This is a genomic window from Listeria cossartiae subsp. cossartiae (assembly GCF_014224155.1).
In the GTDB taxonomy this organism is placed as follows: Bacteria; Bacillota; Bacilli; order Lactobacillales; family Listeriaceae; genus Listeria; species Listeria cossartiae.
In genome coordinates, this window is record NZ_JAASUI010000006.1 from 50,867 (window position 1) to 77,038 (window position 26,172).

A 26,172-nucleotide genomic window follows, 5' to 3' on the forward strand; every position below is an offset into this window, starting at 1 on the left:
GTTTCACTCCTCTCTATTTCGCCGCTCCGGCAACTAATTTTCCATCTTTATGTTCATAAAAAGCTTGTAATTCTGCTTCATCGTGTGTTTTTCCAGTTTGTTCAAGCGTTGTGATTCTTGTTAGCATCATTTCATATTCATTTGGAATAACGAAGATGAAATTCGCTTGCTCCGCTTCCCAATTGCTGAGAATGGCTTTGGCAAACTCGCTTCCTGTAAGATTTGCGTGTTGTTCGATTAGCTGCTTCAATTTAGCTAATTCAGACGCAGCTAACTTGGAACGGCTGTTTACTAGTTCGTGATTGATTTTAGTAGTAGTTTCTTGTTTATTGTTAGTATAAATGTAAGCTACTCCACCAGACATTCCGGCCGCAAAGTTCTCGCCAATTTCTCCGAGGATAACGACTGCACCGCCTGTCATATATTCACAACCGTTGTCGCCAATACCTTCTACGACAGCTGTCGCACCACTATTCCGAACGGCGAAACGCGCACCCGCTTTTCCGTGCATATAAGCATGTCCGCCAGTTGCACCGTATAGCGTTACATTTCCGACAATCGCAGAATCATGTGGTTTGATTGGTGTTTTCGCATCTGGACTGACAATTAATTTACCACCAGAAAGCCCTTTACCGAAGTAGTCATTGGCATCGCCGTGGATTCGCAGCGTCATACCAAGCGGCGTATAAGCACCAAAACTTTGACCTGCTGAACCAACAAAATCAAGCGAAATCGTATCTTCTGGCAAACCTTCTGCGCCGTACTTTTTACTAATAAAGGATCCAGCAATCGTCCCAATCGCACGGTCAATGTTGCGTACAGCGAAAGTTCCAGTTACTTTTTCACCGTTTTCAAGTGCCGGTTTAATTAATGGCACAATTTCGCGCATATCGAGTGTTTGGTCGATTTTATGATCTTGTTGTTTGGTGCAATATTGGACTTGATTTTTATAGAAATCATCACTGTAAAGCATATTCGAAAAGTCGATGTATTTCGCTTTCCAATGCGCCTCTTTTTTCTCGTGGGTCGTTAGTAACTCTTTATGTCCAATTACTTCTGTCAAACTTCTAAAGCCAAGTTCCGCCATCATTTCACGCATTTCTGCAACAATAAAATGGAAGAAGTTTACTACGTAGTCTGCGGAACCATTGAATTTTTTACGAAGTTCTGGATTTTGTGTTGCTACACCAACTGGACATGTATCTAAATGGCAAACGCGCATCATAACGCAACCAAGTGTTACAAGTGGCGCAGTGGCGAACCCGAATTCTTCCGCTCCTAGCATTGCGGCAACTAAGACATCTTTCCCAGTCATTAGTTTTCCGTCCGTTTCGACAACGACTTTGTTTCTTAGGCCATTTAGAAGTAAAGTTTGGTGCGTTTCCGCTAAGCCGATTTCCCACGGTACACCCGCGTGACGGATACTCGTTCTTGCGGCAGCACCAGTTCCACCTTCATAACCACTTACCAAAATAACGTCGGCATTCCCTTTCGCTACCCCAGCAGCAATCGTACCAATACCGGTTTTCGAAACTAGCTTCACGTTAACGCGCGCATTTTGGTTGGCATTTTTTAAATCGAAAATTAGTTGCGATAAATCTTCAATCGAATAAATATCATGATGCGGCGGTGGCGAAATAAGGCCAACACCTGTTGTGGAGCCACGTGTTTTCGAAATCCATGGATATACTTTATTCCCTGGCAAATGTCCACCCTCGCCCGGTTTTGCGCCTTGAGCCATTTTGATTTGCAGTTCTTCTGCATTGACCAAATAATGACTTGTTACGCCGAAACGACCAGAGGCAATTTGTTTGATGGCACTTCTACGCCAGTCGCCATTTTCGTCCGGTGTAAAGCGGTTCGGGTTTTCGCCGCCTTCCCCACTATTACTTTTTCCGCCGATGCGGTTCATCGCGATAGCAAGCGCCTCATGAGCTTCTTGGCTAATTGAACCATAAGACATCGCACCTGACTTAAATCGTTTGAAAATCGCTTCTGCTGGCTCTACCTCGTCCAGTGGAATCGGCTTGCGATCACTTGTAAAAGTTAACAGCCCTCTTAAAAAGGCATTATTTTGATTTTGCATTAAATCTGAATATAAATTATACGTTTCGCGGTCATTTTCGCGCGTCGCTTGTTGCAAGGAATGAATCGCCAGTGGATTGTATACATGGTATTCTCCATTGGAACGCCATTGATACTCGCCGCCAGTATTCAGCGTGAAACTTTGGTAGCCAATATCATGATAGGCTTCGCGGTGACGTAACCAAGCTTCTTGGGCAATTACTTCTAGTGGAATCCCGCCAATTTGGGAAGCTGTTCCTGGGAAATAATGTTTAATCACATCATCGCCAATTCCGATAGCTTCAAAAATCTGCGCACCTCGGTAACTTTGGACAGTTGAGATCCCCATTTTCGACATAATTTTCAAAATGCCGTCCGTGATAGCTTCAATATAGCGACTTTCCGCCTCATCAAGCGTAAAGCCTTTGATGCGACCTTCTTTAATTAAGCCATCAAATGTATCAATAGCTAGACTTGGGAATACTGCATCCGCCCCGTAGCCAATTAATAACGCACATTGGTGCACATCGCGGGCTTCCGCTGTTTTCACAATAATACTAACTTGTGTCCGCGTTCCTGCTTTGACTAAATGATGATGCAAGCCACTTACAGCTAGCAATGAAGGAATACCAATCCAATCCGCATCCACGCCATCATCTGTTAATACAAGCAACTCTGCGCCGCCTGCGATTTTTTTATCGGCTTCTATAAACAATGCTTCCAAGCGCGCCTCTAAGCTGTCACGCTCTTCTGCTTTAAATAAAATCGATAACGTTTCCGTTTGTTTCGCGAATTTCGTTTGCTGTGCAAGTGCCGCAAATTCTTTTCGTGATAAAATTGGTGTTTTCAATCGAATTCGGTTCGCATTTTTCGCCGTAGGATTTAAAATATTTCCTTCATCCCCGAGCAGCGTCATTGCAGAAGTAACCGTTTCTTCACGAATCCCATCAATTGGCGGGTTCGTTACTTGAGCAAAAAGTTGTTTGAAATAATTAAATAATACTTGCGGACGTTGGCTTAAAACGGCAAGTGGTGCGTCATAACCCATTGCGCCCATTGGATCTTTTTTCTCCGTTACCATCGGAATCAAAATTTTATTTAATTCGTCTTGCGTGTAACCAAATGCGCGTTGTTTTTTAAAGCGTTCGGACTTATCCATCGCTTCATAACGTAAATCTGCTGGCACTAAGTCAGCAATCTCCGTCATTTCCGCATTCAGCCATTCACGGTAAGGCTTTTCAGTTGTCAGTTCTGTTTTTAATTCAGAATCCGTCACAATGCGTCCTTCTTCTAAATCGATTAATAGCATTGTCCCCGCGCCAACCGTTTCTTTGCGAATAATCTCACTCGGCTCAACTGGTACAACACCCGTTTCCGAAGAATAAATAATCGTATGGTCTTTCGTTTCATAATAACGCGCCGGACGTAAACCATTTCTATCCAAAATAGTCCCGATAACGCGACCATTCGTAAATGAAATCGAAGTCGGTCCATCCCACGGCTCCATTAGCGTACTATGATATTCGTAAAAAGCGCGTTTCGGATCTGTCATGTGCGGATTTTTGTCCCAAGGTTCTGGAATAAGCATCATCGCCGCATGAGGTAACGAACGCCCAGCTTGCACTAAAAATTCCAGCGCATTATCCAAAGTCGCTGAGTCACTACCACTTTCATCAATAATTGGAAGTAACTTCGCTAAATCGTCACCAAGTAAGCCAGATTCTGCTCTTTTCTCCCGAGCTTTCATCCAGTTAACATTGCCACGTTGCGTATTAATTTCACCGTTATGAATTAAATAACGATACGGATGCGCCCGCTCCCAACTAGGAAACGTATTCGTTGAAAAGCGCGAATGCACTAGCGCAAAAGCTGATACGTAAGCCGGATCCGCTAAATCTAAATAATATTGATTAATTTGTTCTGGTAGTAACATTCCTTTAAAAATAACCGTTCGCGTTGATAAACTTGGAACGTAGAAAGTTTCTGTAATTTGTTCAGAAGTCGCAGCAAACTTTTCGACTTGTTTTCTAATTAAATAAAGTGCCCGTTCAAATCCCGCTTCATCTAGCTCAGCATTTTTTTGAATGAATAATTGATAAATTGCTGGTTCTGTTTCTCTTGCACCCGCGCCAACCTTTGTTACATCCGTTGGCAATTTGCGCCAGCCAAGAAAAATTTGTCCTTCACTCGCAATCAGTTTTTCTGTTTCAGCCATTAAGCATTCGCGTTCGGTTTTAGTTTGCGGGAAATTAAACATCCCAACAGCATAATGATATTTTTCAGGCAAATGAATTCCTAATTTGCTACATTCACGTCGGAAGAAAGAGTCAGAAATTTCAAGTAAAATACCAGCTCCATCGCCCGTATCTCCACCAACTTCTCCGCCGCGGTGCTTTAATTGGCAAAGCATATGAATCCCTTGCTCGACAATTTTATGAGAGGAAATCTTTTTAATATTTGCTACGAAGCCAATTCCACAAGCATCGTGTTCATTTTCTGGATTGTATAGGCCGTGTTTTTTTGGTAAATTAGTTTGTTTCATCCTAGTTCCTCCTCTTCAAAAACCGAATCTTTGTAGGTCTTTCTGGTAATTATTCAAATTAACTGACAATTAACCAGCGATTCAGCTTACCTTACATTTCTTGTAGTATCTATTTTATTCCTTTTCATTTATCGAAACAATATATATAATAGAATAAAACAATCTCATTTTGAGAACAATCGGAGGTAAGAAATGGAACTACGACAATTAAAGTATTTTATGGAAGTAGCCCGCGTCGAGCATATGACCAAAGCTAGTGAGAATTTGCACGTAGCCCAATCTGCCGTAAGTAGACAGATAACGAAACTGGAAGAAGAACTCGGTGTGCATTTATTTGACCGTGTTGGTAGAAATATGCAACTTACAAGTGTCGGTCAAGAGTTTCTAAAGCAAGCCGCCATCGCTTTAAATGAATTGCAAAAAGCCGAAGCGCTCGTAACGGAATACACCGATCCCGCAAAAGGAACCGTCCGCGTTGGCTTACCTAACTCGCTTTCGACCAAAGTTTTGCCATCCGTCATTTCTACTTTCCGGGAAAAATATCCGCAAATCACCTATAAATTTATGGAAGGAACCAATGAAGAGCTTACCGAAATGTTGCTAAACGGCGCGCTTGATATGACTTTCTTATCCCCCGTCCCCGAATCTAGTGACCAAATCGAAGCCATTCGTTTCTTTGATGAGAAATTGAAATTAATCGTTCCCGAGAATCATCCGCTTGCTGAAAACTTTAATGTTTCCCTAAAAGAACTTGCTACCGAAAAATTCGTTCTTTACCCGGAAGACTTTGATTTATATAAAATCGTAACAAAAGCCGCCAATAAAAAAGGCTTCGCGCCGCAAATTGCTTTTCAAAGTAGAGATTTTTATACGATTCAAGGGCTGGTCGGGGCTGGACTTGGTATTAGCATTTTACCGGAAATGATTTTAGATGGTGCGATTTTTAAAGAAACGAAAAGTATTGCGTTGCGCGACAAAGAATTGCGCCGTTCGGTTGGGATTATTACGACAAAAAAACGGAACCTATCCCCTTCCGAGAATTTGTTCCGTTCGTTTATTATTTCGTTCTTTTCTAATTAAGCATTTACCGAAAACGCAGCTGGATAATGAATCGTTCCTGCTAAATTTTCTAAACTGGCATCATACAGTTCTAACAACATAAAGTATTCAGCAGGCACATCAAATGGCGCTGGAATCGCAAATTGCTCAGAAGGAATAAATCCAAATCGCGGATAATAATCAGCATGTCCAAGTACAGCAATGGCCGGATATGCTTTTTCGCGTGATAACCGGATTCCTTCTTCCATTAGCCTTGAACCCACTCGCTTCCCCTGATATTCAGGTAAAACGGCTAGTGGGGCAAGGGCTAAAATAAACCTGCTACGCCCAGCTGTCTCAAGCGAAATTTCGCTAAACATAATATAGCCAACAATGCGACCATCCTCTGATTCTGCTACAAGAGATAATCCCGGCTGGTAATAGTCAGATGTCCGAATGCTTTCAACTAAGTCAGCTTCTACACTACCATTAAAAGCTTCCTCATTCACGTGACGAATCGCCTGATAATCTTGTGGTTGTTCTTTCCGAATAATCATTTTTACTTCGTCACTCGTTTCATTGCCATGCTATCTTCCAGTTGTTTCATCGCATTTAACACGACCTCTGCCGTCATTTCACCTGGCATCATATGGATTGTTTCATGCGGTTCAGTAGCGCGCTTAGCAACAGCAATAAGCGTTTCATCCGCAAGTGTCGCAAGCCCCATATCATATAAACTTGTTGGAAGTCCTAGTTTGGAATAAAAAGGTAATAGTTGTTCGATTTCATCCCAACGATTTTCAATGACTAATTGCACTAAAATTCCATACGCTACTTTATTACCATGCAATAAGTGATGCGTTTCTGGAACCATCGTTAACGCGTCATGAATCGAATGCGCTCCTGCACAACGACCATAATCGTCCCCAAAACCGCCAACCATTCCGCCAACTAAAATGTTGGTTTCGATAATTTTAACGAATGCTTCATTTAGGGCTTGTTTATCCATGGCAGCAAGTGCTTCTTCACTGTATTGCAACAAGTTATCACGACACATTTTCGCAGCAATGTGGGCAATTTCGATTTCGACGGATTTGCTCGGTAAAGAGTTAATAATCACATCTGCTTCGTACCATTTTGCTAACGTATCACCAATTCCCGCAACAAGTAGTTCTTTTGGAGAATCTAAAATCATTTCTGGATCAATTAATAATAACGCATTACTGCTAGCGAATACATCATAACGAATCATCGCGCCCGCTTCGTCATACATCACACTAAGCGGTGTATAGGCAGCACAAGTAGATGCAAGTGTAGGTAAAATAATGACTGGCAAACGTAAAACCGCGGCTGCTGCTTTACATACATCGGCAATTTTCCCGCCACCAACTGCAATAATCGCATCCATCTTGTTTGTTTCCATTATCGCTACCAGACGATCACGTTCCTCGTAGGTAGAACCACCATTATATACTTCAAAAGTAGATGTAACCGTTGATAATTCAGGGAATTTATTTTTAGCAACTTCCCAAGAAGCATTTCCACGAACTACTAACACATTTTTCAAACCGCGGCGTTCTAAATGAGTGGGCAACGTTTTCCACGCGCCAACTTGGCAAAAATACTCTTGCGGAGCTCCGCGAACAATCAATTCTTTATTCAACAAAAATCATCCCTTCTGTCTGGCACGGTCGGATATTCGGCTGCGACATTTATAATTCAAATTGTATAGGAACTTAAACCTACTGTCAAACTAGCTACTGCTTGGCGATTTCGTCATCACCAAACCATTTTTTACTAATTTCTTGCATTTTTCCTTCTTTGTATAATTTTTCAAAAGCTTCATTGATTTTTGTTTGTAATTCTTTATCACTTTTGCGCATTCCAACAGCAAAATCTGTCGCATCAAAACCGCCAGTTACAATGTTGTAATCGTCTTTATTTTTTTGTTTATCAATATAATAACGCGCGTAAACTTCATCAATAATTAAACCGTCAATCCGTTTGTTATTTAAATCAATAAAAGCCGTATCGAAGGTATCATATAATTCTGGCTCATTGTTACTTATAATATCTGTCAGCACTTCTGGTTTGTTCGCCATATCATCAATCGAACTTGCACCATTTTGGGCTCCGAGTGTTTTATCTTTCATATCGCTAAATTGATTAATATTGCTCGATTTCAACGTTACTAGCACTTGCTCGTTTTTCATGTAGGCGTTACTAAAAGCGACTTGTTTCTTTCTAGCATCTGTCACAGTATAGCCATTCCAAATTAAATCAATCGAGCCGTTTTTCAGTTCTGATTCTTTCATCGTCCAATCAATCGGCGTGAACTTCGCTTTAATGCCATATTCCGCAAAAACAGCTTTCGCCAAATCAATATCAAAACCGACTAAATTATCATCTTTATCTCGAAATCCCATTGGTACAAAACTATCATCTAAACCAATCACGACTTCCTTGTCTTTATTGATTCGCTCCCATTGGTCTTCTTTCGATTCGCTGCTGGAACAAGCTCCCAGCGCTAACATCACAACCGCCATTACAGCTATTAATAGTCCTTTTTTCATCTTAAATTGCCTCCTTTTTTAGTGGTTCGACTTCCATCATTTGATCCGCTACTTTTTCTGCAAAAGTGTGGTCATGCGTGACGATAATCTGCGTAATCCCAACCTTCTTCAAACTTAAAATTAACGCTGCCACGTGGTCACGTAAGTCGGGATCGAGCGCCGATGTCGGTTCATCAAACAAGAGTACTTTCGGGTTCATCGCAAGCGCGCGAGCAATAGCTACACGCTGTTTTTGTCCACCCGATAATTGGAACGGCATACTTTCCGCTTTATCGGCCAAATCGAGTAATCCTAGTAATCTTGTTGCTTCTTTGATGGCTTCGTCTTTTTTTGTTTTCCGAGCAAGCGTTGGCGCCAAAATCAAATTATCGAGAACACTTAAATGTGGAAACAAGTGGAATTCTTGGAACACAACACCAATCGTATTTTCGACATCTTTGCGTGACATTGGGTCAATTTTCTCCCCATCAATGAAAATTTCGCCAGCGTCCATTTTTTCCAGTCCACTAATACAGCGAAGTAAAGTAGTTTTCCCGCCACCTGATGGCCCGACGATAGAAAGTATTTCACCATTTTGCAAGGTTATATTCACATTATCTAAAATCGTTTTTTGATCAAATTTTTTCGATAATTTTTTAATTTCCAACATTTTCTTCACCTCATTTATAATAACTAAAACGTTTTTCGAGTTGTTTAAATAGTATGGTTAGGATAGCAGTTAATGCTAAGTAGATTGCTGCCACTAATACGAGTGGGATTAGGGTAACGTCTCGACTCATGGCAATTTTCCCTGCTCTTAATAAGTCGCCGATTCCGAGGATATAAACTAAGGAAGAATCTTTTACTAAGTTGATGACCTCATTCCCAATCGCTGGTAAGACACGTTTAACCACTTGCGGTAAGACGATTTTTCGAAGTGTTTGACCATACGTCAGACCCAAAACCTTCGCACTTTCATATTGTCCATTTTCGATAGATAGAAAGCCGCCGCGGAAAATCTCTGCAAAATACGCAGCATAATTTAAAATAAAGGCAATAAACACGGCATCCATCCGGTCAAATACTACGCCGATAATCGGCAAACCATAATAGATAAAAATTAATTGTAAAAGTAATGGCGTTCCTCGCATAATCCAAATGTAAATATTTAAAATAAATTTAAGTGGTGCTATTTTGCTAATGTTTCCAACGGCTACGACAGCCCCTAGTGGTATCGAGCAAACTAACGTCACAGCAAAAACGAGTAAGGTTGTTTTTGCCCCGTCAAGTAAAGCTGGTAAAATTCCCATGATATAATCCATATTTCTTCGCTCCTTTTTTAGCATAAAAAAATCTCGTCGCTCTTGGCACAAATTGGCCAAGAGGACGAGAATACTATTCACGTGGTTCCACCTCAATTTACCGATACTTCGCAGTACCAGCCTCCGTTAGTTCGAGACTAACAAGCTATAACGGGCTTACCCCGAGTTCACCTACTCACTTATGCTTCAGCAAACCAGCTCCGAGATGTGTTCGATGACGCTATCTTTATCCTTTCGCACCAACCAAGGACTCTCTTAAAAAGAATTACGCTCTACTTGTTCTGTTCGACGCTTTTACTTCTTCTTGCTAATACTCTACCACGATAAAGCGACAGAGTCAACCGTTTTTAATGAAACAAAAAAGTGGTGCGCGAATTATCATCGTTCGCGTACCACTTTCTCTTAATCTTTCGCAATCAGTAAATAGTCATCCTTCTGCTCAAAATAGATATTCACTTCTGTTCCCACGCCACTTTGAGATTGGATGCAAATTTCGTGGCCTAATTTTTTCGCCATTTGTTTAGCTAGGTATAATCCCATCCCCGTTGCTTTTTTCTCTTGGCGACCAATGTTACCAGTGAAACCTTGTTCAAATACACGAGGTAAGTCTTCCTCTTTAATCCCGCGGCCGTTATCTTTAATGTGAAGCACTTTCTTGCCAGATTCTTCCGTATCACACCAAATTTTTACTTCGCCGCCGCTTTCTGTGTATTTCAGTGCATTAGATAAGATTTGGTCCAAAATAAAACCAAGCCATTTACTATCCGTTCGCACATCGATATCCACATTTTGCAAATCGAGCTTCATTTTTTTGCCAATGAAAAGTTTTGAATGACGTTTGACCGACTCGCGCACTACTGCTCCAAGATTTTGCTCCTGTATAAAGTAATCTTTCGAGAATGTATCCAGTCGTGAAAAATAAAGTGCCTGCATAACCAGTTTATCAATTGTCGTTAATTCTTCATCGATTTGTTTGAAAATCGTTTCGGTATCGTTTAAATCTGGATTATTAATCAACATTTTACTTGCAACGACCGGGGTTTTCACTTCATGCACCCAGTATAAAATAAAATCATGGTATTCTTGCTGTTTATCTTGTAACTTACTAATTGTGCGTAATTCTTCTTTATGCTTTTTCGCCATCAGCTGATTAAAAAATGCTTGTTCGCGAGTCCGCGGTTTTGGTAGTAATTCAATAATGTTTTCTTCAATCTCCCCGCTAACTAGCTCTTTCATTTCGCGCCAATAACTATATTTAAAGAAATAGCCGAGCACGAGGTATGAAAGTAAGAAGACTAACACAAAGACATATAAGTAAATGAAATTTCCAAGTGTTAATTTACTATTAGGATCGATTGAAATTAATACACCGACAAAAAACATAATACTGCAAAAAAACAATAAGAAAAATCGTTTATCTTTTATATAACTCCACCAGTTCATATCGTACCTCCTCGCTATAGTTAGTTTACTTCATTTGGAATAATTTGAAACGTAGCAAAATCAAACAAACCTTGGTCTGTTAGTTTTAACTCTGGAATAACTGGTAATGTTAAGAACGATAAAGTTAAAAATGGATCAAATCCTTTGGCATTACTAATTTGGTTAAAGGCTTTTAATAGCCCGGCTAGGTCCGTTTCTACTTCTTCGTACGGTTTATCGCTTAGAAGTCCTGCAATCGGAAGCGCCAAATCATGAAGTACGTTTCCAGCGCCATCAACGACCGCAATTCCACCGCCCGTTTGAGTAATATGATCAATTGCTGCTTTCATGGCTTCATCGCTGACACCAACTGCGACAATATTGTGGGAATCATGGGCGACAGTCGTGGCAATCGCGCCTTCTGTTAAACCAAATCCTTTTACGATACCAACACCTACACAACCAGTATCATGATGACGCTCTACCACGGCCATTTTGAGTAAATCGTTTTCCACGTTAGGAACAAATTTTCCATGTTGGATTGTGACTTGTTCAATACGTTTTTCGGTAAATAAACTGTTTGGTTGCATCCCGATGACATAGCACGTTTCTTTTGTTAAAGGTAATACTAAATCTTGTAATTGTAAATGATGATGGATGGGAGGTGACACAAATGGCACTACTGCTTGTTGTTTGAAAGCCGCTTCGTGACGCACGCCATTTTCTACGACTAATTCACCGTTTTTTAAGACTTTGCTAATTTCTACGGTTTCTAAGTCTTGTAGGAAAACGATATCGGCTTGGTATCCCGCGGCAATCGCGCCGAGGTATGGTAAGTTATGACAATTGGCGGCATTAATCGTCGCCATTTGGATAGCCGTAATTGGTTCGATTCCATTATTGATTGCAAGCCTTATATTATAGTTAATCGAGCCTTCTGTAATTAAATCATTAATTAGTTTATCATCCGTGCAAAAGCAAAAACGATGGCTGTTTTTTTCGGATACGGCGGGAATCGTTTGGAGTAAATCGCGGCCGACTGTCCCTTCACGCAACATGACAAACATACCAGCGCGTAACCGGTCTGTCGCTTCTTTCGCTGTTGTACTCTCATGGTCTGTCCGAATTCCAACTGCCAAATAATTATTCAAATCCGCGCTCGTTAATCCAGCCCCGTGACCATCGATTCGACCGCCTTCTTTTTTAGCATCAATAATTTTGGTTAAAATATCCGAACTACCTTTGGCTACGGATGGAAAATCCATTACTTCTGCAAGACCGATTACTTTTTCATGTCGATACAATGGGTGGAGTTTTTCGGCATGTAGTGTTTCGCCGTTATGCTCGCCGTCTGTCGCTGGAACAGAGGAAGGAAGCATCACAAACATATCTAGCGGCGCCCCTTTGGCATCTTCTAGCATAAATTCGATTCCTTTTTCTCCGGCAACATTGGCGATTTCATGTGGATCAGTAACGATGGTTGTCACACCATTTGGTAGCAGCACACGGGCAAACTCGGCTGGCGTTACCATCGCACTTTCTACGTGAACATGGGCATCAATAAAACCAGGCGCAATAAACGCCCCTGCTGCATCGATGACTTTTTCTGCATCCGGAAAATCACCAATTCCAGCGATATAGCCATTTTTAATCGCGATATCGCCGTCCATGATTTCTTCAGAAAAAACATTTATAATTCGTCCGTTTGTAATAACTAAATCTGCTTTTGCGCGACCGTCACTGACCGCAACACGTTCTTGCAGTTGTTTTAAATTCTCCACCAAATTTCACCTCCGTCAATTAAGCTTCAAAAAAACCTTCATCAAGCAAGTAACCTTCCGCAGCTTCAAGAGTTGGGAAAACTGCTTCTAAATTTTCACCTGTATAAATAACCCACATTTTATTTTCGTATACGAGCGATAATTTTTCGCCGCTATTGTCTTTGTATATTTTTGTTAAGCCTTCTTTATAGCCATCCTCGTCACTATCCATAAATTCTTTTGCTTCGAGTAGTAAAACGCGAATTTCATTTTCCGAGTAATCTTTCACATTCACATAGCCTTGTTTGTCGAGCGGCTCTACTTCTAAAAATGGCGCGTAGACAAAAGCATTACCATTAGGATGAAGATGTTTGACGATGATTTTTTTGTCTCGTTTACTCGCTGGATAGTGCACATTGATGCGCCCCATAGAAATTTCATGCAGTTCAAAACCGTCGATTGCTTCTATTAGCACCTTTTTTTCTTCAAAGTTTAACATAGTGTATTTTTTCCTCCAAAATTAATTTTCTTTTAAAATATCCGTCACTAAAGTCGGTAGCCATTCTTGTAAATCGTTAAAAATGAAACCAGCTTCTTTGGCTTTCGTATTATCTAAGTAATAGGTTTTTTCAAGGCCAAATGGGGAATCGTCCACATCATCAGTTACTGATTCCACTAGCGCCACTTCGCCTGTTTTCGCTTCGAGCATTTTGATAAAGCTATTTAACGCATACGTGCCGTCAGAAGCCGCATTAATTGGTCCAGTCAAATCAGACTCTACGCCAACCCATGCTAAAAAATGCGCCGCTTCATCGGAGGTAATAAAGCCAATTTCGGCTTGGCCATTACTAATCCCAATTTCTTCGTGATTTTTAATATGGTCGATATGAAAATGCAGTCGCTTCGTATAATCATCAAGGCCAAGCACTATCGGAAAGCGAACCGCCACAACTGGAAAAGAAGCTTTTTGGAAAAATACAGCTTCTGCAAGTCGTTTTCCTTCTCCGTAATCGAAATCTTCCTTATCCCCTATCACAATTTCATAATGTTTTGGATTAAAGTCATCTTCTACTAGTGCACGTCCTTTTTGACTGTATACCGAAAGCGATGACGTATATATGTATCGTTTTACCTTTCCTTTGAAAGCATCTACTGCATAGAGCGCTTCTTTTGGAGAAAAACAAATATTATCGTAAATAACATCCCATTCTTCTTTTGCTAATTGAAATAAATCATCTCTTGATTCTCGGTTTAAAACGACCCGTTTGATAGAATCGCCAAAATCATCTTCTGTTTTTCCTCGTGTACCAATAGTTACATCATGCCCGTCCGAAATGAGTCTTTCCACTAACTTCTTTCCGAAAAAGCGCGTGCCACCAAATACTAAAACTTTCATTTTGACTCCTCCTTAATTTACGAAAAACAGGAAGTTCGCGTTTGTTGGCGCTATCTTCCTGTTTTCTTTCTCATTCAATCATATAACCTTGGCCTTTTTTCGTTTTGATAAATTCACCTAAACCAATTTCGGCTAGTTTTTTACGAATTCGCACGACGTTAACTGTCAACGTATTATCATCCACAAAACTTTCATCTTCCCAAAGTGCGCGCATAATTTCGTCACGACTTACAATGCTACCTTTTTGTTTCATTAGTTCATATAAAATTAAAAATTCATTTTTAGTTAGCTCAATTTTATCTTCTAAATGTGTGAGAGTATTCGTATCGATGTGAAGGAAGACATTATTGTGCTCCATTACGTTAGCTTCTTCTAAATCTGCATAAGAATATGTTCGTCTTAAAAGTGCGTTAATCCGCGCCATTAGTACATCGAGATCAACTGGCTTCTCAATATAATAATCTGCGCCCATATTCATGCCCATAATTTGGTCCATTCGTGAATTACGCGATGATAAAAAGATAATCGGTACATTTGATACTTCACGGATTTGATTACACCAATAAAACCCATCAAAGAAAGGAAGATTGACATCTAAAATAACTAATTGGGGCTCAAAAGATAAGAACTCTTGTAAAATATTGTTAAAATCCTCTACTACGCCAATTTCAAATCCCCATTTACTTAAATGTTTCCGGATGGTATCACGGATTACTTCATCATCTTCTACGATATATACCTTCACCATTTCTAGTACCCCCTCAGCAGAACTCTCTATTCATTTTAGCTGAATTAGCCGTAAAAGCCAATTACTTTTTATTACCCATCACAATTTTGGTAAAAGAATCAATACATAAGAAGTAATATGCAGCATAACACACAATATAAATGCCTGTTCCAATTAAAACGGGATACTTAATATTGTCCATTAAATTAATTGAAATACCCCATAAGGCAGCCATCGAATGCGCAATTCCGAAAAATAACGGAATAACAAAAATCGGCCACACTTGCTTGGAAATGATCTTTCGTACTTCTTTTTCCGTTACACCTAACTTAAATAAAATATCAAACTTGGCTTTTTCTGATACGGCATCCGTTACGAGTTTAAAGTAAATAATGCTTCCTGTTGCTAAAAAGAAGACGACACCAATAAAAATACCAATAAATAATAACGAGCCTACCAATGTCGAAATCAAATGATAATTCGTATAGTACGAAGAAACATTTTCTGAGAATAACGATGGCTCCCCGTCCACGATTGTTTGCACTTTTTTATCCAAACTTTCACTGTGATTTGGATTCGTGATATCAAACATCTCAACAGATTCCGGTGGGAAAAGTCGTTCCAAATCATCATAATAGTCATCGGATACAACGAGTGTTTCATAAGAAATTCCTGTATTAAAAATAGAAAACTCACGAAAATCCACGACTTTGATTGGCTTCATGTTTTTAGCAGAAGGTTCATTCGACTGAACAACCATTTTACGTGTGAGCCATTTATCTTGAATTTCTGCTCGGGCATAATAGGTATTTTTCCCGAGTAAAATGGCATCCCCATATGCTAATTTTTTAGGTCGTTCAAAGTCAGCCCGCTGCCGTTCGCCGATTCGGATATACTCCGATTCAGATACAACCGTATGGATCATATTATCCATGCGCATCCTGTATTTTGGAATATCTTTATACTCCAGTACGGCGCTAACCATCTCCGCTTCCATCAAACTTTTTAGCTTATGGTCTTGGTCATCGTGGATAGTTTGAATAATCTCGGCTTCTTCTTTGGCTGAAATATCTAGCACCTGATAACTAGAAGGATTCTCCGCTGAAATATCATTGATTGTCCGTACATAAAAACTACTCATCGAGCCAATTATCGTCAGCGTTGTCGCACTCAACACAGCAATCATCGCAATCGTTCCAGCATTTTTCTTCAAGCGAAAACGCAGCGAAGTCACGCCGATAATATTCGTCCCATTATAAAAGAAATGCTTATTATTATATAATTTCCGGATTAAATACGGCGTCCCGAACCTGACCATCAGCCAAGTTCCTAAAATAACCGCCCCAATAATTACTAAAATCAAATCAAAAAAATCATACTTCAGCCAAATGGGCGACTCTTCAATATTACTCGTTGCCAAATAATAACCAAAGATAATCAAAGCTAGCCCAATTAGCATAAATAAGAAAGAACCTTTAGCCACTTTCTCCTCTTTTTCATCATTTTTAAATAGTTGGCTTAAATTGTAACGTAAGACAATAAAAATCGCATAAACAGATGTAAAAAGCATGATGCTAAAGAAGACGAGCATCGTATCAAGAATCGCTTTAAACGAGATAATAAATTCCGCATCTATCGCCAAGCCGACAATCCAAAATAAAACCATCGCAAACAATTTAGAGGAAAAAATACCAATTAAAACCCCAAACAAAGTCGCCAGCATATAGAGCATCGCATTTTCAAAAAACAATACTAAAACAACTTGCGATTTCCGCAAACCAAGCAATGAATAAAGTCCAATTTCCCGTTTTCGTCTTTTGAGAAAAAAACTATTAGAATAAAAGATAAAAAAGAAAATAAACAATATCAACATTAGACTTGCAGAAGAAAACATCGCTGGTCCGAATAGCTCCCAGCGCTTAAATACCGTTTCAATGAGCGGATTATACGATAACGAAACAAAGGTAAAAAACACTAACACACAGACAATCAGCGAAACAAAATAAACAATATATTGATTAAAATTCTTTCGCATATTGGTCAGCGCGACTTTAAATAACATCGTTTTCGCCACCTCCAAGAAGCGCCAACACATCTAACACCTTTTGGAAAAATTGCTTTCTCGAACTTGTTCCGCGGTAGATTTCAGTGAAAATTTCGCCGTCTTTAATAAACATAATTCTTTCGCAGTAACTGGCTGCAAAAGCATCGTGCGTTACCATCATAATCGTAGAATCGCGGACATCTTTTGCTTGGGAAAGTCCTTCTAACAAGTTTGTCGCAGCTTTGGAATCAAGTGCTCCTGTAGGTTCATCCGCAAAAATGAGTGTTGGTTCTGTAATCATCGCACGACAAACCGCCGTTCTTTGTTTTTGTCCGCCAGATATTTCTGTAGGATATTTATTCCGCAGCTCATAAATCCCAAACTGACGCGCAATAATTTCAAAGCGCTCATCTATTTCTGCTTGTTTTACGTGAGCGAGCGCTAGCGGTAAAACAATATTATCTTTTACTGTCATTGTATCTAACAAATTATAATCTTGGAAAATAAAACCAAGCTGATCACGTCTAAAAACCGCCAGCTCTTTCCCGTTCATTTGAGAAATTAGTTTCCCGCCGATTTCAATTTCTCCAGAAGTCGGCTTATCGATGGAGGATAACACATTTAATAACGTAGATTTCCCCGCACCAGAAGGACCCATGATGCCAACAAATGAGCCTTTTTGTATTTCTAAACTAATACTTCCGAGCGCAGAAAACAAATTTCCTTTGGATCCGTATACTTTTCTAACTTTATGCGCCTTTAGCACTGTTTCCATTGTATTCCTCCCGTTACGTTCATTATTTGGTTATTTTACCTTACTTTTAACCAAGATACTATGGGCTATAGTTGTATTTATCAAAAAAATCATCTCCCTATTTTAATAAAAACAGACAAATGATTTTTCTTCTTATTTCTTTTCTACGAAGATTTCTGTACCAATTGTTTCGTCATCTGTATAAGTTTCTCGCATGGATTGAATGAGTTTTTCCAATTCTTCTAAACTGATGGAAACATCCGCGGCAACGATATCCCAGGCTATTTCCGCTCTTCCATTAATTGATGTCATGATTTTTAATCTACCTTGCGAAAAGAGCATAATCGCCGGCTTTTTCAATTCAGTTGCTTTTATTTCATTCCACGATTTGAAATCGCCACGGTAAGCAACTCCCCGTTCTGTTAATTCTACTGTTGGATTGAGATTAATTAAACGAAGCAACGGACGTAACACACACAGCCCGATAAACACGAGTAAAATGATTTCTTCTATGCCGTTCACACCTTTAATATGACTAAAAATAACGTAAAGCAATAACCCCACTGCCATCCAAAGTAAACAACTGGAAAAAATCAAGCGTCGATTTACGCCAAATTCGATTTTCTCTGTTTTTTCTGCTTGTTCTAGCTCATCTTCTATCATTTTTTTCCTCCAGTTTCACAGCTCTATTATTTCTATTGTACTAGAAATATACTACAATGGAAAGGAGGCTTTCTTTTTTCTGTAGAATAGCTCTCCAAATAATAAATTTCGGTTGACCTTTTTAGCATTTGTGATATAATTTCTTTAATGCTTTTATGTAGTAAAATGTAATAATCAAATAAAGGAGGAGAACATCATCGATCAAGTTATCTTAATTGGCTTCATGGGAGCTGGAAAAACAACGGTTGGAAATATACTCGCAAACTTAGCTAATTTACCGTACATCGATATCGACGAAGTAATTACGAGCGAACAAGGAATGAGTGTATCGGACATTTTTGCTAAATATGGTGAAAAAGAATTCCGCCGTCTAGAACATGAAAAATTAAAAGAATTAGCTAATACCAAAGCCGTTATCGCAACAGGCGGTGGCATTGTTCTCAATCCTGAAAATAGAGAAGTATTAAAAAATACATATCCGGTTATTTATTTAGAAACAGATCCTGAAGTATTTATGAACCGCTTAAAAGGCGACACGACGCGACCACTTGTCCAACAAAAATCAGCCGAAGAAATTCGCGCTATTTTTGAACCAAGGGTTGCCCATTACCAAGCTTCCGCAGATTTCATTGTTAACACTGATAATCGCAATCAACAAGAAGTTGCTGCAGCGATTTTGGCTATGTTAGATAAGTAAAAAACAGCGCTAATAGCTAGCGCTGTTTTTTTATTCTGTACAGTGTCTGCACCACATATCCGGTAATACAGACGTATAGTCTTTTGTAAATGTTAATAAATCATAAAACATACTATCTGCATATCCCGCATCAATGCCTTCGATTTTATTCAATTCAATTTCGCGATGAAGTGACTCGAGAGCTGCATCACGGAGCGCCGGCAAAACATAACCTGTGATTTTGATTTGTGCTAAAGCAGCCGAAACAGTAATTCTATCGGATGTTCGAACATCACTACCAAACTCGGCCAATAATTGCTGCAAACGGTCTACCCCATCATCTTTTGCTGGAACATAGCTCGCTTTTTTCACTGTTTCCATCATGTATTTTGGAAAAGCAGCTAAATGAAGTCCTTGATCACTTTTATCACTAAAATATTCTTCTAAACGGCGCAATACCTCGAGGCCATCCTCATAGCCAAATGGACCGTACGTATCTTGTTCATCTAAATAAAAACTTGCTTTAAAGTGCTCATTGAAATGCGGGTGCGTTGTTTCGCTGTTTAATGCGGCATTCGGTTTGTCAATATACATCGTAATCGCCATTCTCATTTCCTCCATTCATGTGAAACTTCCTACATTCATCTTACCAAATTACGCTCTCATTTGAAAGGAGAAAAAAATATGACAATTTTACAACAATTTTATGATCGTTTTTCACCGTTTTTGTATTTTAATTAACCCAAATGTGATAATATTGTTAAAAATTAATCAAAACATCTGATAAACGTTAAATTATACACCTTTGACCATTTTTTTATTTCGTGGTTAAATAAAAACTGGACTTGATTTTTGTTAATCTCGTCTGTTAATTTATTAGTCAACCACACACACTCGAAAACAAAAACCGCCATTTATCCCATTATGGCGGTTTTTGTATACTTTATTTTAAATCTAAAACAGTGACTGCTTCAATGTGGGTCGTCATTGGGAACATATCCACTGGTTGGACTTTCTTCGCTACGTAGCCGCCATCTGTTAATATTTTCATATCACGAGCTAATGTTCCTGGATTACAAGAAACATAAACGACTTTCTTCGGCTTCATCGCTAAAATCGTTTCAAGTAGTTTCTCATCGCAGCCTTTTCTAGGTGGGTCAACTACTAAAACATCTGCCACGATTCCAGCTTTATACCACGCTGGAATGACCTCTTCTGCTTTCCCTGTTTCAAACGTTGTATTCGTGAGTTCATTTAATTCTGCATTAGCCCGAGCATCTTGAATTGCTTGGTCCACAATTTCAACCCCGTACACATGCTTGGCTTTTTTGGCTAGGCAAAGGGAAATGGAGCCGATGCCGCAATAGGCGTCAATCACTGTTTCTTCCCCAGTTAGCTCAGCTGCATCGATTGCTTGTTGATACAAGACCTCTGTTTGCAGTGGATTCACTTGGTAGAATGAACGAGCCGAAATGGCGAATCTAATACCATGAATCGTATCTTCAATGATATCTTTCCCCCAAAGTGTTTTCGTCCGATCACCAAAAATGACATTGGTTTTATGTGGGTTGATATTTTGAACGATCGATGTTAATTCCAGTTGTTCTGTCAAATCACGAACTATTTCATCCTTAAAAGGTAAACGTTCTTTCGTTGTGACAAATACAATCATTAGTTGCCCAGTGGTATGCGCAAAACGCGTCATAATATGGCGGATATCGCCTTTTCCTGTTTTTTCATCGTAGGGCTCTGTACCATATTTGGCAAGGATTTCTCGTGCTTTTTGAACAGCAAAATCACCTTGTTCATTGTGAATCAAACAGGTAGACATATCAATAATCGCATGACTTCTTTTTTGGTAAAAGCCAGCTGTTAATTTGCCATTCACGAAACCGACCGGCACTTGTGATTTGTTGCGGTAACGCCACGGATTCTCCATGCCAAGTGCGGCTGGTACTTCTACATTTAGTTTACCAATTCGTTTCATCGTTTCTTCCACTTGATTTCGTTTGAATTCAAGTTGACCCTCGTAGCTTAAATGCTGCAAACTACAGCCGCCGCATTTCGAATAAACCGCACAAGGTGGTTCCACGCGATTAGGGCTAACCGTTTCGATATTTTCCATCCGAGCAAAACCATAATTTTTATTTAATTTAATAATTTTGGCTGTCACTTTTTCTCCAGGTAATGTATTGGGAATAAAAAGTGGATACCCGTCGATTTTGCCAACTCCACTGCCATCATGCGTTAAATCTTCAATTGTTAGTTCAATGGATTGGTTCTTCTTTAAAAGGGATGCTTCCAAAGTCCCTTGCCCCTCTCTTTGCTTTACTTAATAATGTATTCCATGCCGATTGGTTCTTGAATCACAGCTTCTTCTTGCTCTTTAAAAACTAGCATCGTATTTTTCTGTAAGGTAAAATCGTATACAAATGATTTTGGATAAATCGTCACATTTTTAGTGATGATAAGCTCTTTTGTATTATCTGTAATCGTCACTTTATCTGGAATACTGCTATTAAAAATGCCGGCTGCTACTTCTGCGTCATCGCTTGAAAAACTAGTTTTCAGAGATGCTTTTATTTCGTTATTATCGGTTTCTTCTATTTTTAATGGTGTTTTGTCTGTTTGGACAGATCGTTCACCACTTGTAATTTCATAGTTCGCCAATTTTTTCTGAATAGTGGTTGTTGGGTAGCGGTATTTGGTGTTGGTGATGTACTCGGAAACTTTCTTTGCTTCAATCCGAAGGCGATATGCTTTGATATCTTTATACCGATCGTTAGAAGCCGCTAGTTCTTTCAAAATTTCTTCGTTTGTTGTAGTTAAAATTAAATCTCCATTTGCGGCAATCGTTGTTTGTGTGTTCGCTGCAGGGATGGATAAGATTATATTGTCTTGTATCGGAATTTGCATTTGGTTGTTTATCCATACTTTGTTACTTTCAATTAGCTCTGCCTTCGTTACTTTTGGAGCTTGCTCTTCTGCGTCCACTTGCCAAAAGAAAAAAACAGCCGCTGCGATAGCAATGATAAAGATGATTATTATCATCGTGATTTTTTTAAATAAATGCTCACTTGCCATATCGCATTCACCTCATTTCTTGTCAGACTACTTATTATACTTGTTTTAAGCAAATAAGACAAATAACTAACAATAATTACATCCTTTTTACTATGTTGCAATTAGGACGTTTAGGCTAAAAGAAAAAAACTACCAGGCTGGGCAGTTTTTAGCTATTTTCTTTTATGAATAAATCGGTTGCAGGGATATCATCCACACTTGCGAAAAATTCAATATGTTGTTTTAAATTGCGGAATGCCATTGGGGTTTCCCCACCAAGCTCCCCGTCAAGGTTGATTAACATTTTGTCCTCTGAATGGACAATTACTTTTTCGGATTTTACATAGATGACATTTGGTTCTTTAATATGATCGCCTCTAAGCGCTAATGTGACTAAACGGATAAATTCTGCTAAATTGACTTTTTTTACAATAATTAGTGAAAATTTACCGTCGTCTAGCTTGGCGTCAGGGGCAATTTTTTCGAAGCCACCGATTGAATTCGTTAATCCTAGTAGGAAAAACATTACTTCTCCTTCAAAAATACCTTGATCGTATTCTACTTTTACTTTGGTTGCTTTCAAGGAAGGTAACATTTCAATTCCTTTTAAATAATAAGCAAGTTGTCCAAGCATTGTTTTTAATCGGCTAGGAACGTCGTAGGTTAGTTCTGTTAACCGACCGCCGCCACCAATATTAATAAAATACGTTTCGTTTGCTTTACCTATATCCATTGCTACACTTTGACCAGCTGCTATAATCTTCGTTGCTTTTATCACGTCTCTAGGAACATGTAAGGCTCTTGCAAAATCATTGGTTGTCCCGGTTGGTATAATCCCTACTTTGGGGCGATATTCTTTTTCTGCAATCCCGTTAATGACTTCATTAATGGTTCCATCTCCGCCAGCTGCTACGACTAAATCAAATCGATCTCTTACAGCTTCTTCGGCTGCGCGTTTGGCGTCATCTGGTTCTGCAGTAGTTGCGTGTGCAGATGTTACATAGCCCGCTTCCTCTAATATCGAAAGGACATCTGCAAGGTTTTTCTTAATGATTTCTCTTCCAGATGTGGGATTATAAATAACTCGAGCGTGTTTTTGCATTATGTTCGTCCTCTCCTTCACTCAAACAGCGTTGTTCAAAAGAAAAGCGCGTTTTGACACATGATAGTAATATTATAGCAAATTTCGCCATAAATTCCTAATAAATACAAGCAGTGAAGCGAAATGCCTCACTGCTTGCTTTTTTAGCGTTTGTTCATTTCTTCTAATAATAGTTTGTTTGCCATCGGTGGATTTGCTTGGCCTTTTGTTGCTTTCATTACTTGACCAATTAAGAATCCAACAGCACGGTCTTTACCATTTTTAAAGTCGACGATAGATTGTTCATTGTTATCCAAAATTTCACCGATGATTGTGCGTAATGCTCCTTCATCAGAAATTTGAACAAGTCCTTTGTCTTTAACAACTTGCTCTGCGTCGCCGCCATTTTGCGCTAATTCGCGGAAAACTTTTTTGGCAATTTTAGAGGAAATTGTGCCGGCCTCGATTAATTTAATCATGCCTGCTAGGTTTTCTGGTGTTAGGCCTGTTTCATGCAGTTCTTTTTGTTCTGCATTTAAGTAAGCGGAAACCTCACCCATTAACCAGTTAGACGCTTGTTTAGCATCCGCTCCAGCTGCAAGAGTTGCTTCAAAGAAATCAGACATTTCTTTTGTTAGCGTTAGAACCATTGCATCATACGCAGGTAAACCAAGATCGTTAATATAACGGATTTGGCGTTTATCTGGAAGTTCAGGAATTTCAGCGCGGATACGTTCTTTCCAAGCTTCATCAATAAATAAATCTACTAAGTCTGGCTCTGGGAAATAACGATAATCGTCGGATCCTTCTTTGATACGCATCAAGGAAGTTTTTCCAGTTGCTTCTTCAAAACGACGTGTTTCTTGTTCGATAATGCCACCAGAAAGAAGTACTTCTGCTTGGCGTTTTTCTTCGTATTCGATACCTTTACGCACGTTATTGAAGGAGTTTAGGTTTTTAAGTTCTGTTTTTACGCCAAATTCTTCGCGACCGACTGGACGGATAGAAATGTTGGCATCACAGCGCATCGAACCTTCTTCCATTTTTACGTCGGATACGCCAGTGTATTGAATGATTGATTTTAGTTTTTCCAAGTAGGCATACGCTTCTTCTGCAGAGCGAATGTCTGGTTCAGAAACGATTTCGATGAGCGGTGTTCCTTGACGGTTAATATCCACTAATGAATAACCATGAGATGTATGCGTGTTTTTACCAGCATCTTCTTCTAAATGAAGACGAGTGATGCCGATTTTTTTCTTTTTACCGCCAACTTCGATTTCAATCCAACCATGTTCGCCGATTGGTTTATCGAATTGGGAAATTTGGTATGCTTTGGGATTATCTGGATAAAAATAGTTTTTGCGGTCGAATTTTGTATGTTCCGCAATTTCACAGTTGATTGCCATTGCCGCTTTCATACCGAATTCTACGGCACGTTTATTTAAAACTGGTAAAACACCTGGCATACCTAAGTCTACCACGGTTGTATTTGTATTTGGTTCTGCTCCAAAATGAGCTGGCGCAGAAGAAAATATTTTTGAATTGGTTTTTAACTCTACGTGAACCTCAAGTCCAATAACTGTTTCAAAATTCATTGCTACGCCTCCTATAAGTTTGGTTTTTCTTTATGGAATGTTGTTTCTTGTTCAAAAGCATGTGCTACTTTGTATAATAATGATTCTTCAAAGTAGTTACCGATAATTTGTAAGCCTACTGGTAAGCCATCTGAGAATCCACAAGGAACAGAAATAGCTGGTACGCCGGCTAAGTTAATCGGAACAGTTAAAATATCATTGGAATACATTGTAATTGGATCATTGATCATGCCGTCAATTTTGAAAGCTGTTGTCGGGGAACTTGGTCCGATAATTACATCATAGTTTTCAAATACATTAACGAAATCTTGTTTAATTAATGTACGTGCTTGTTGTGCTTTTTTGTAGTAAGCATCGTAATAACCCGAGCTTAACGCATATGTTCCAAGCATAATACGACGTTTTACTTCATCGCCAAAACCTTCAGAACGCGTTTTTGTATAAAGTTCTTCTAAAGTAGTCGCGTTTGGAGAACGGTATCCGTAACGAACGCCGTCAAAGCGAGAAAGGTTAGAAGAAGCTTCACTGGATGCTAAAATATAGTAACTTGCTACACCGTATTCAGAATGCGGTAAAGAAACTTCATCCCAAGTAGCGCCAAGTTTTTCGAGTGTTTTAAGGGCATCTAAGACAGCTTGTTTTACGCCAGGGTCAACGCCTTCGCCAAGATATTCTTTTGGAACACCGATGCGTAAGCCTTTGATGTCGCCAGTTAAGCTATCTGAGAAGCGCTCTACTGGTTGGTTAATGGATGTAGAATCATTTGCATCTAAACCAGAAATCGCTTCTAGTAAATACGCATTATCTTCTACATTTTTTGTAATTGGGCCGATTTGGTCTAAAGAAGACGCAAAGGCAATTAAACCAAAACGAGATACACGGCCATATGTAGGTTTCATTCCGACTACCCCACAAAAAGCTGCTGGTTGGCGAATTGATCCACCAGTATCACTACCAAGCGAGAATAATACTTCGCCGGCTGCAACTGCGGATGCACTACCACCTGAAGAACCACCAGGAACTCTTGATAAATCCCATGGGTTAAATGTTTTGTGGAAATACGATGTTTCTGTCGAGGAACCCATCGCGAATTCATCCATGTTTAATTTTCCGATATTAATTGTTTGTGCATTTTTCAATTTTGAAACAACGGTCGCATCATAAATCGGATCGAAGTTTTCTAAAATTTTACTTGCTGCTGTTGTGCGCAAGCTTTTTGTGACGATATTATCTTTAATCCCGATTGGAAGTCCTGCAAGCATGTTGTTAGGATCTATGCCAGCATCTCCAAGCTCTTCCGCTACATCAAAGGCTGCTTCTTTATTTAATGTAATAAAGGAGCCAACTTTGTCCTCTACGGATTCAATTCGGTTGAATGATTCTGATACTAAATCAAATGGTGTAATCTCTTTTTTTACTAATTTATCATGTAGTTCTTTTACTGAAAAATCAAATAAACCCAAAATAATTTCC

22 protein-coding genes and 1 other annotated feature are annotated in these 26,172 nt (G+C 39.3%); of the genes, 2 read left to right on the plus strand and 20 right to left on the minus strand.

Annotated elements, in window-relative coordinates; genetic code table 11:
- Nucleotides 1-13: 13 nt before the first annotated feature.
- Complete coding sequence (gene gltB / locus HCJ30_RS13690; protein ID WP_185392672.1) at nt 14-4,606, minus strand: glutamate synthase large subunit; 4,593 nt, start codon at nt 4,604-4,606, stop codon at nt 14-16.
- 192 nt (nt 4,607-4,798) lie between these two features.
- On the opposite strand from gltB, the gene gltC reads away from it, so the two are divergent.
- On the plus strand, nt 4,799-5,686 hold the full coding sequence (gltC, locus tag HCJ30_RS13695) for a glutamate biosynthesis transcriptional regulator GltC (protein WP_185392674.1): 888 nt from the start codon (nt 4,799-4,801) through the stop codon (nt 5,684-5,686).
- Here gltC and HCJ30_RS13700 read toward each other — a convergent pair.
- The 13 genes from HCJ30_RS13700 to HCJ30_RS13760 all read right to left on the minus strand — a co-directional run bounded on the left by HCJ30_RS13700 (nt 5,683) and on the right by HCJ30_RS13760 (nt 18,284).
- Nucleotides 5,683-6,201 carry a GNAT family N-acetyltransferase gene (locus HCJ30_RS13700; protein ID WP_185392676.1) on the minus strand — a complete coding sequence of 173 codons (519 nt, stop codon included), beginning with the start codon at nt 6,199-6,201 and terminating at the stop codon, nt 5,683-5,685. The two genes, gltC and HCJ30_RS13700, sit on opposite strands and share 4 nt — an antisense overlap.
- A 2-nt stretch (nt 6,202-6,203) precedes the next feature.
- Entirely contained in the window at nt 6,204-7,310 is a 1,107-nt protein-coding gene (locus HCJ30_RS13705) for an iron-containing alcohol dehydrogenase family protein (RefSeq protein ID WP_185392678.1), read from the minus strand.
- A gap of 91 nt (nt 7,311-7,401) precedes the next feature.
- Nucleotides 7,402-8,217: an amino acid ABC transporter substrate-binding protein gene (locus HCJ30_RS13710; protein ID WP_185392680.1), complete on the minus strand. Its 816-nt coding sequence runs from the start codon at nt 8,215-8,217 to the stop codon at nt 7,402-7,404.
- Nucleotide 8,218: 1 nt separating this feature from the next.
- Nucleotides 8,219-8,866: an amino acid ABC transporter ATP-binding protein gene (locus HCJ30_RS13715; protein WP_185392682.1), complete on the minus strand. Its 648-nt coding sequence runs from the start codon at nt 8,864-8,866 to the stop codon at nt 8,219-8,221.
- Nucleotides 8,867-8,876: 10 nt separating this feature from the next.
- Entirely contained in the window at nt 8,877-9,518 is a 642-nt protein-coding gene (locus HCJ30_RS13720; RefSeq protein ID WP_185392684.1) for an amino acid ABC transporter permease, read from the minus strand.
- Nucleotides 9,519-9,575: 57 nt separating this feature from the next.
- Nucleotides 9,576-9,816, minus strand: a binding site (T-box leader).
- Nucleotides 9,817-9,920: 104 nt separating this feature from the next.
- Nucleotides 9,921-10,961 carry a sensor histidine kinase gene (locus tag HCJ30_RS13725; protein WP_185392686.1) on the minus strand — a complete coding sequence of 347 codons (1,041 nt, stop codon included), beginning with the start codon at nt 10,959-10,961 and terminating at the stop codon, nt 9,921-9,923.
- Between the two features lie 20 nt (nt 10,962-10,981).
- The gene (gene ade / locus HCJ30_RS13730; protein WP_185392688.1) at nt 10,982-12,724 is read right to left on the minus strand and encodes an adenine deaminase; all 1,743 of its coding nucleotides are present in this window, start codon (nt 12,722-12,724) and stop codon (nt 10,982-10,984) included.
- Between the two features lie 16 nt (nt 12,725-12,740).
- Complete coding sequence (locus HCJ30_RS13735) at nt 12,741-13,199, minus strand: hypothetical protein (RefSeq protein ID WP_185392690.1); 459 nt, start codon at nt 13,197-13,199, stop codon at nt 12,741-12,743.
- A gap of 21 nt (nt 13,200-13,220) precedes the next feature.
- Nucleotides 13,221-14,096 carry an SDR family oxidoreductase gene (locus tag HCJ30_RS13740; RefSeq protein ID WP_185392691.1) on the minus strand — a complete coding sequence of 292 codons (876 nt, stop codon included), beginning with the start codon at nt 14,094-14,096 and terminating at the stop codon, nt 13,221-13,223.
- 70 nt (nt 14,097-14,166) lie between these two features.
- Nucleotides 14,167-14,844: a two-component system response regulator VirR gene (gene virR / locus HCJ30_RS13745; RefSeq protein WP_008948091.1), complete on the minus strand. Its 678-nt coding sequence runs from the start codon at nt 14,842-14,844 to the stop codon at nt 14,167-14,169.
- A gap of 61 nt (nt 14,845-14,905) precedes the next feature.
- Entirely contained in the window at nt 14,906-16,885 is a 1,980-nt protein-coding gene (locus HCJ30_RS13750) for an ABC transporter permease (RefSeq protein WP_185392694.1), read from the minus strand.
- Nucleotides 16,875-17,642, minus strand: coding sequence for an ABC transporter ATP-binding protein VirB (gene virB / locus HCJ30_RS13755; RefSeq protein ID WP_185392696.1), 768 nt, complete (start codon nt 17,640-17,642; stop codon nt 16,875-16,877). Before virB ends, HCJ30_RS13750 begins: the two co-directional genes overlap by 11 nt.
- 132 nt (nt 17,643-17,774) lie before the next feature.
- The gene (locus HCJ30_RS13760) at nt 17,775-18,284 is read right to left on the minus strand and encodes a hypothetical protein (RefSeq protein ID WP_185392699.1); all 510 of its coding nucleotides are present in this window, start codon (nt 18,282-18,284) and stop codon (nt 17,775-17,777) included.
- A 208-nt stretch (nt 18,285-18,492) separates the two neighbouring features.
- Between HCJ30_RS13760 and HCJ30_RS13765 the strand changes: the two genes are divergently transcribed.
- Nucleotides 18,493-18,981, plus strand: coding sequence for a shikimate kinase (locus HCJ30_RS13765; protein ID WP_311769843.1), 489 nt, complete (start codon nt 18,493-18,495; stop codon nt 18,979-18,981).
- Nucleotides 18,982-19,011: 30 nt separating this feature from the next.
- Here the strand turns inward: HCJ30_RS13765 and HCJ30_RS13770 are convergent, their stop codons facing one another.
- The 6 genes from HCJ30_RS13770 to gatA all read right to left on the minus strand — a co-directional run bounded on the left by HCJ30_RS13770 (nt 19,012) and on the right by gatA (nt 26,162).
- Nucleotides 19,012-19,566: a molybdate metabolism regulator gene (locus HCJ30_RS13770; RefSeq protein WP_185392701.1), complete on the minus strand. Its 555-nt coding sequence runs from the start codon at nt 19,564-19,566 to the stop codon at nt 19,012-19,014.
- Between the two features lie 337 nt (nt 19,567-19,903).
- Nucleotides 19,904-21,265 carry a 23S rRNA (uracil(1939)-C(5))-methyltransferase RlmD gene (gene rlmD / locus HCJ30_RS13775; RefSeq protein ID WP_185392703.1) on the minus strand — a complete coding sequence of 454 codons (1,362 nt, stop codon included), beginning with the start codon at nt 21,263-21,265 and terminating at the stop codon, nt 19,904-19,906.
- 23 nt (nt 21,266-21,288) lie between these two features.
- The gene (locus HCJ30_RS13780) at nt 21,289-22,044 is read right to left on the minus strand and encodes a hypothetical protein (protein ID WP_185392705.1); all 756 of its coding nucleotides are present in this window, start codon (nt 22,042-22,044) and stop codon (nt 21,289-21,291) included.
- Between the two features lie 148 nt (nt 22,045-22,192).
- Entirely contained in the window at nt 22,193-23,125 is a 933-nt protein-coding gene (locus tag HCJ30_RS13785; protein ID WP_008948100.1) for a diacylglycerol kinase, read from the minus strand.
- A 143-nt stretch (nt 23,126-23,268) separates the two neighbouring features.
- The gene (gatB, locus tag HCJ30_RS13790; protein WP_185392707.1) at nt 23,269-24,699 is read right to left on the minus strand and encodes an Asp-tRNA(Asn)/Glu-tRNA(Gln) amidotransferase subunit GatB; all 1,431 of its coding nucleotides are present in this window, start codon (nt 24,697-24,699) and stop codon (nt 23,269-23,271) included.
- 11 nt (nt 24,700-24,710) lie between these two features.
- Nucleotides 24,711-26,162: an Asp-tRNA(Asn)/Glu-tRNA(Gln) amidotransferase subunit GatA gene (gene gatA / locus HCJ30_RS13795; RefSeq protein WP_185392709.1), complete on the minus strand. Its 1,452-nt coding sequence runs from the start codon at nt 26,160-26,162 to the stop codon at nt 24,711-24,713.
- Nucleotides 26,163-26,172: the final 10 nt, after the last annotated feature.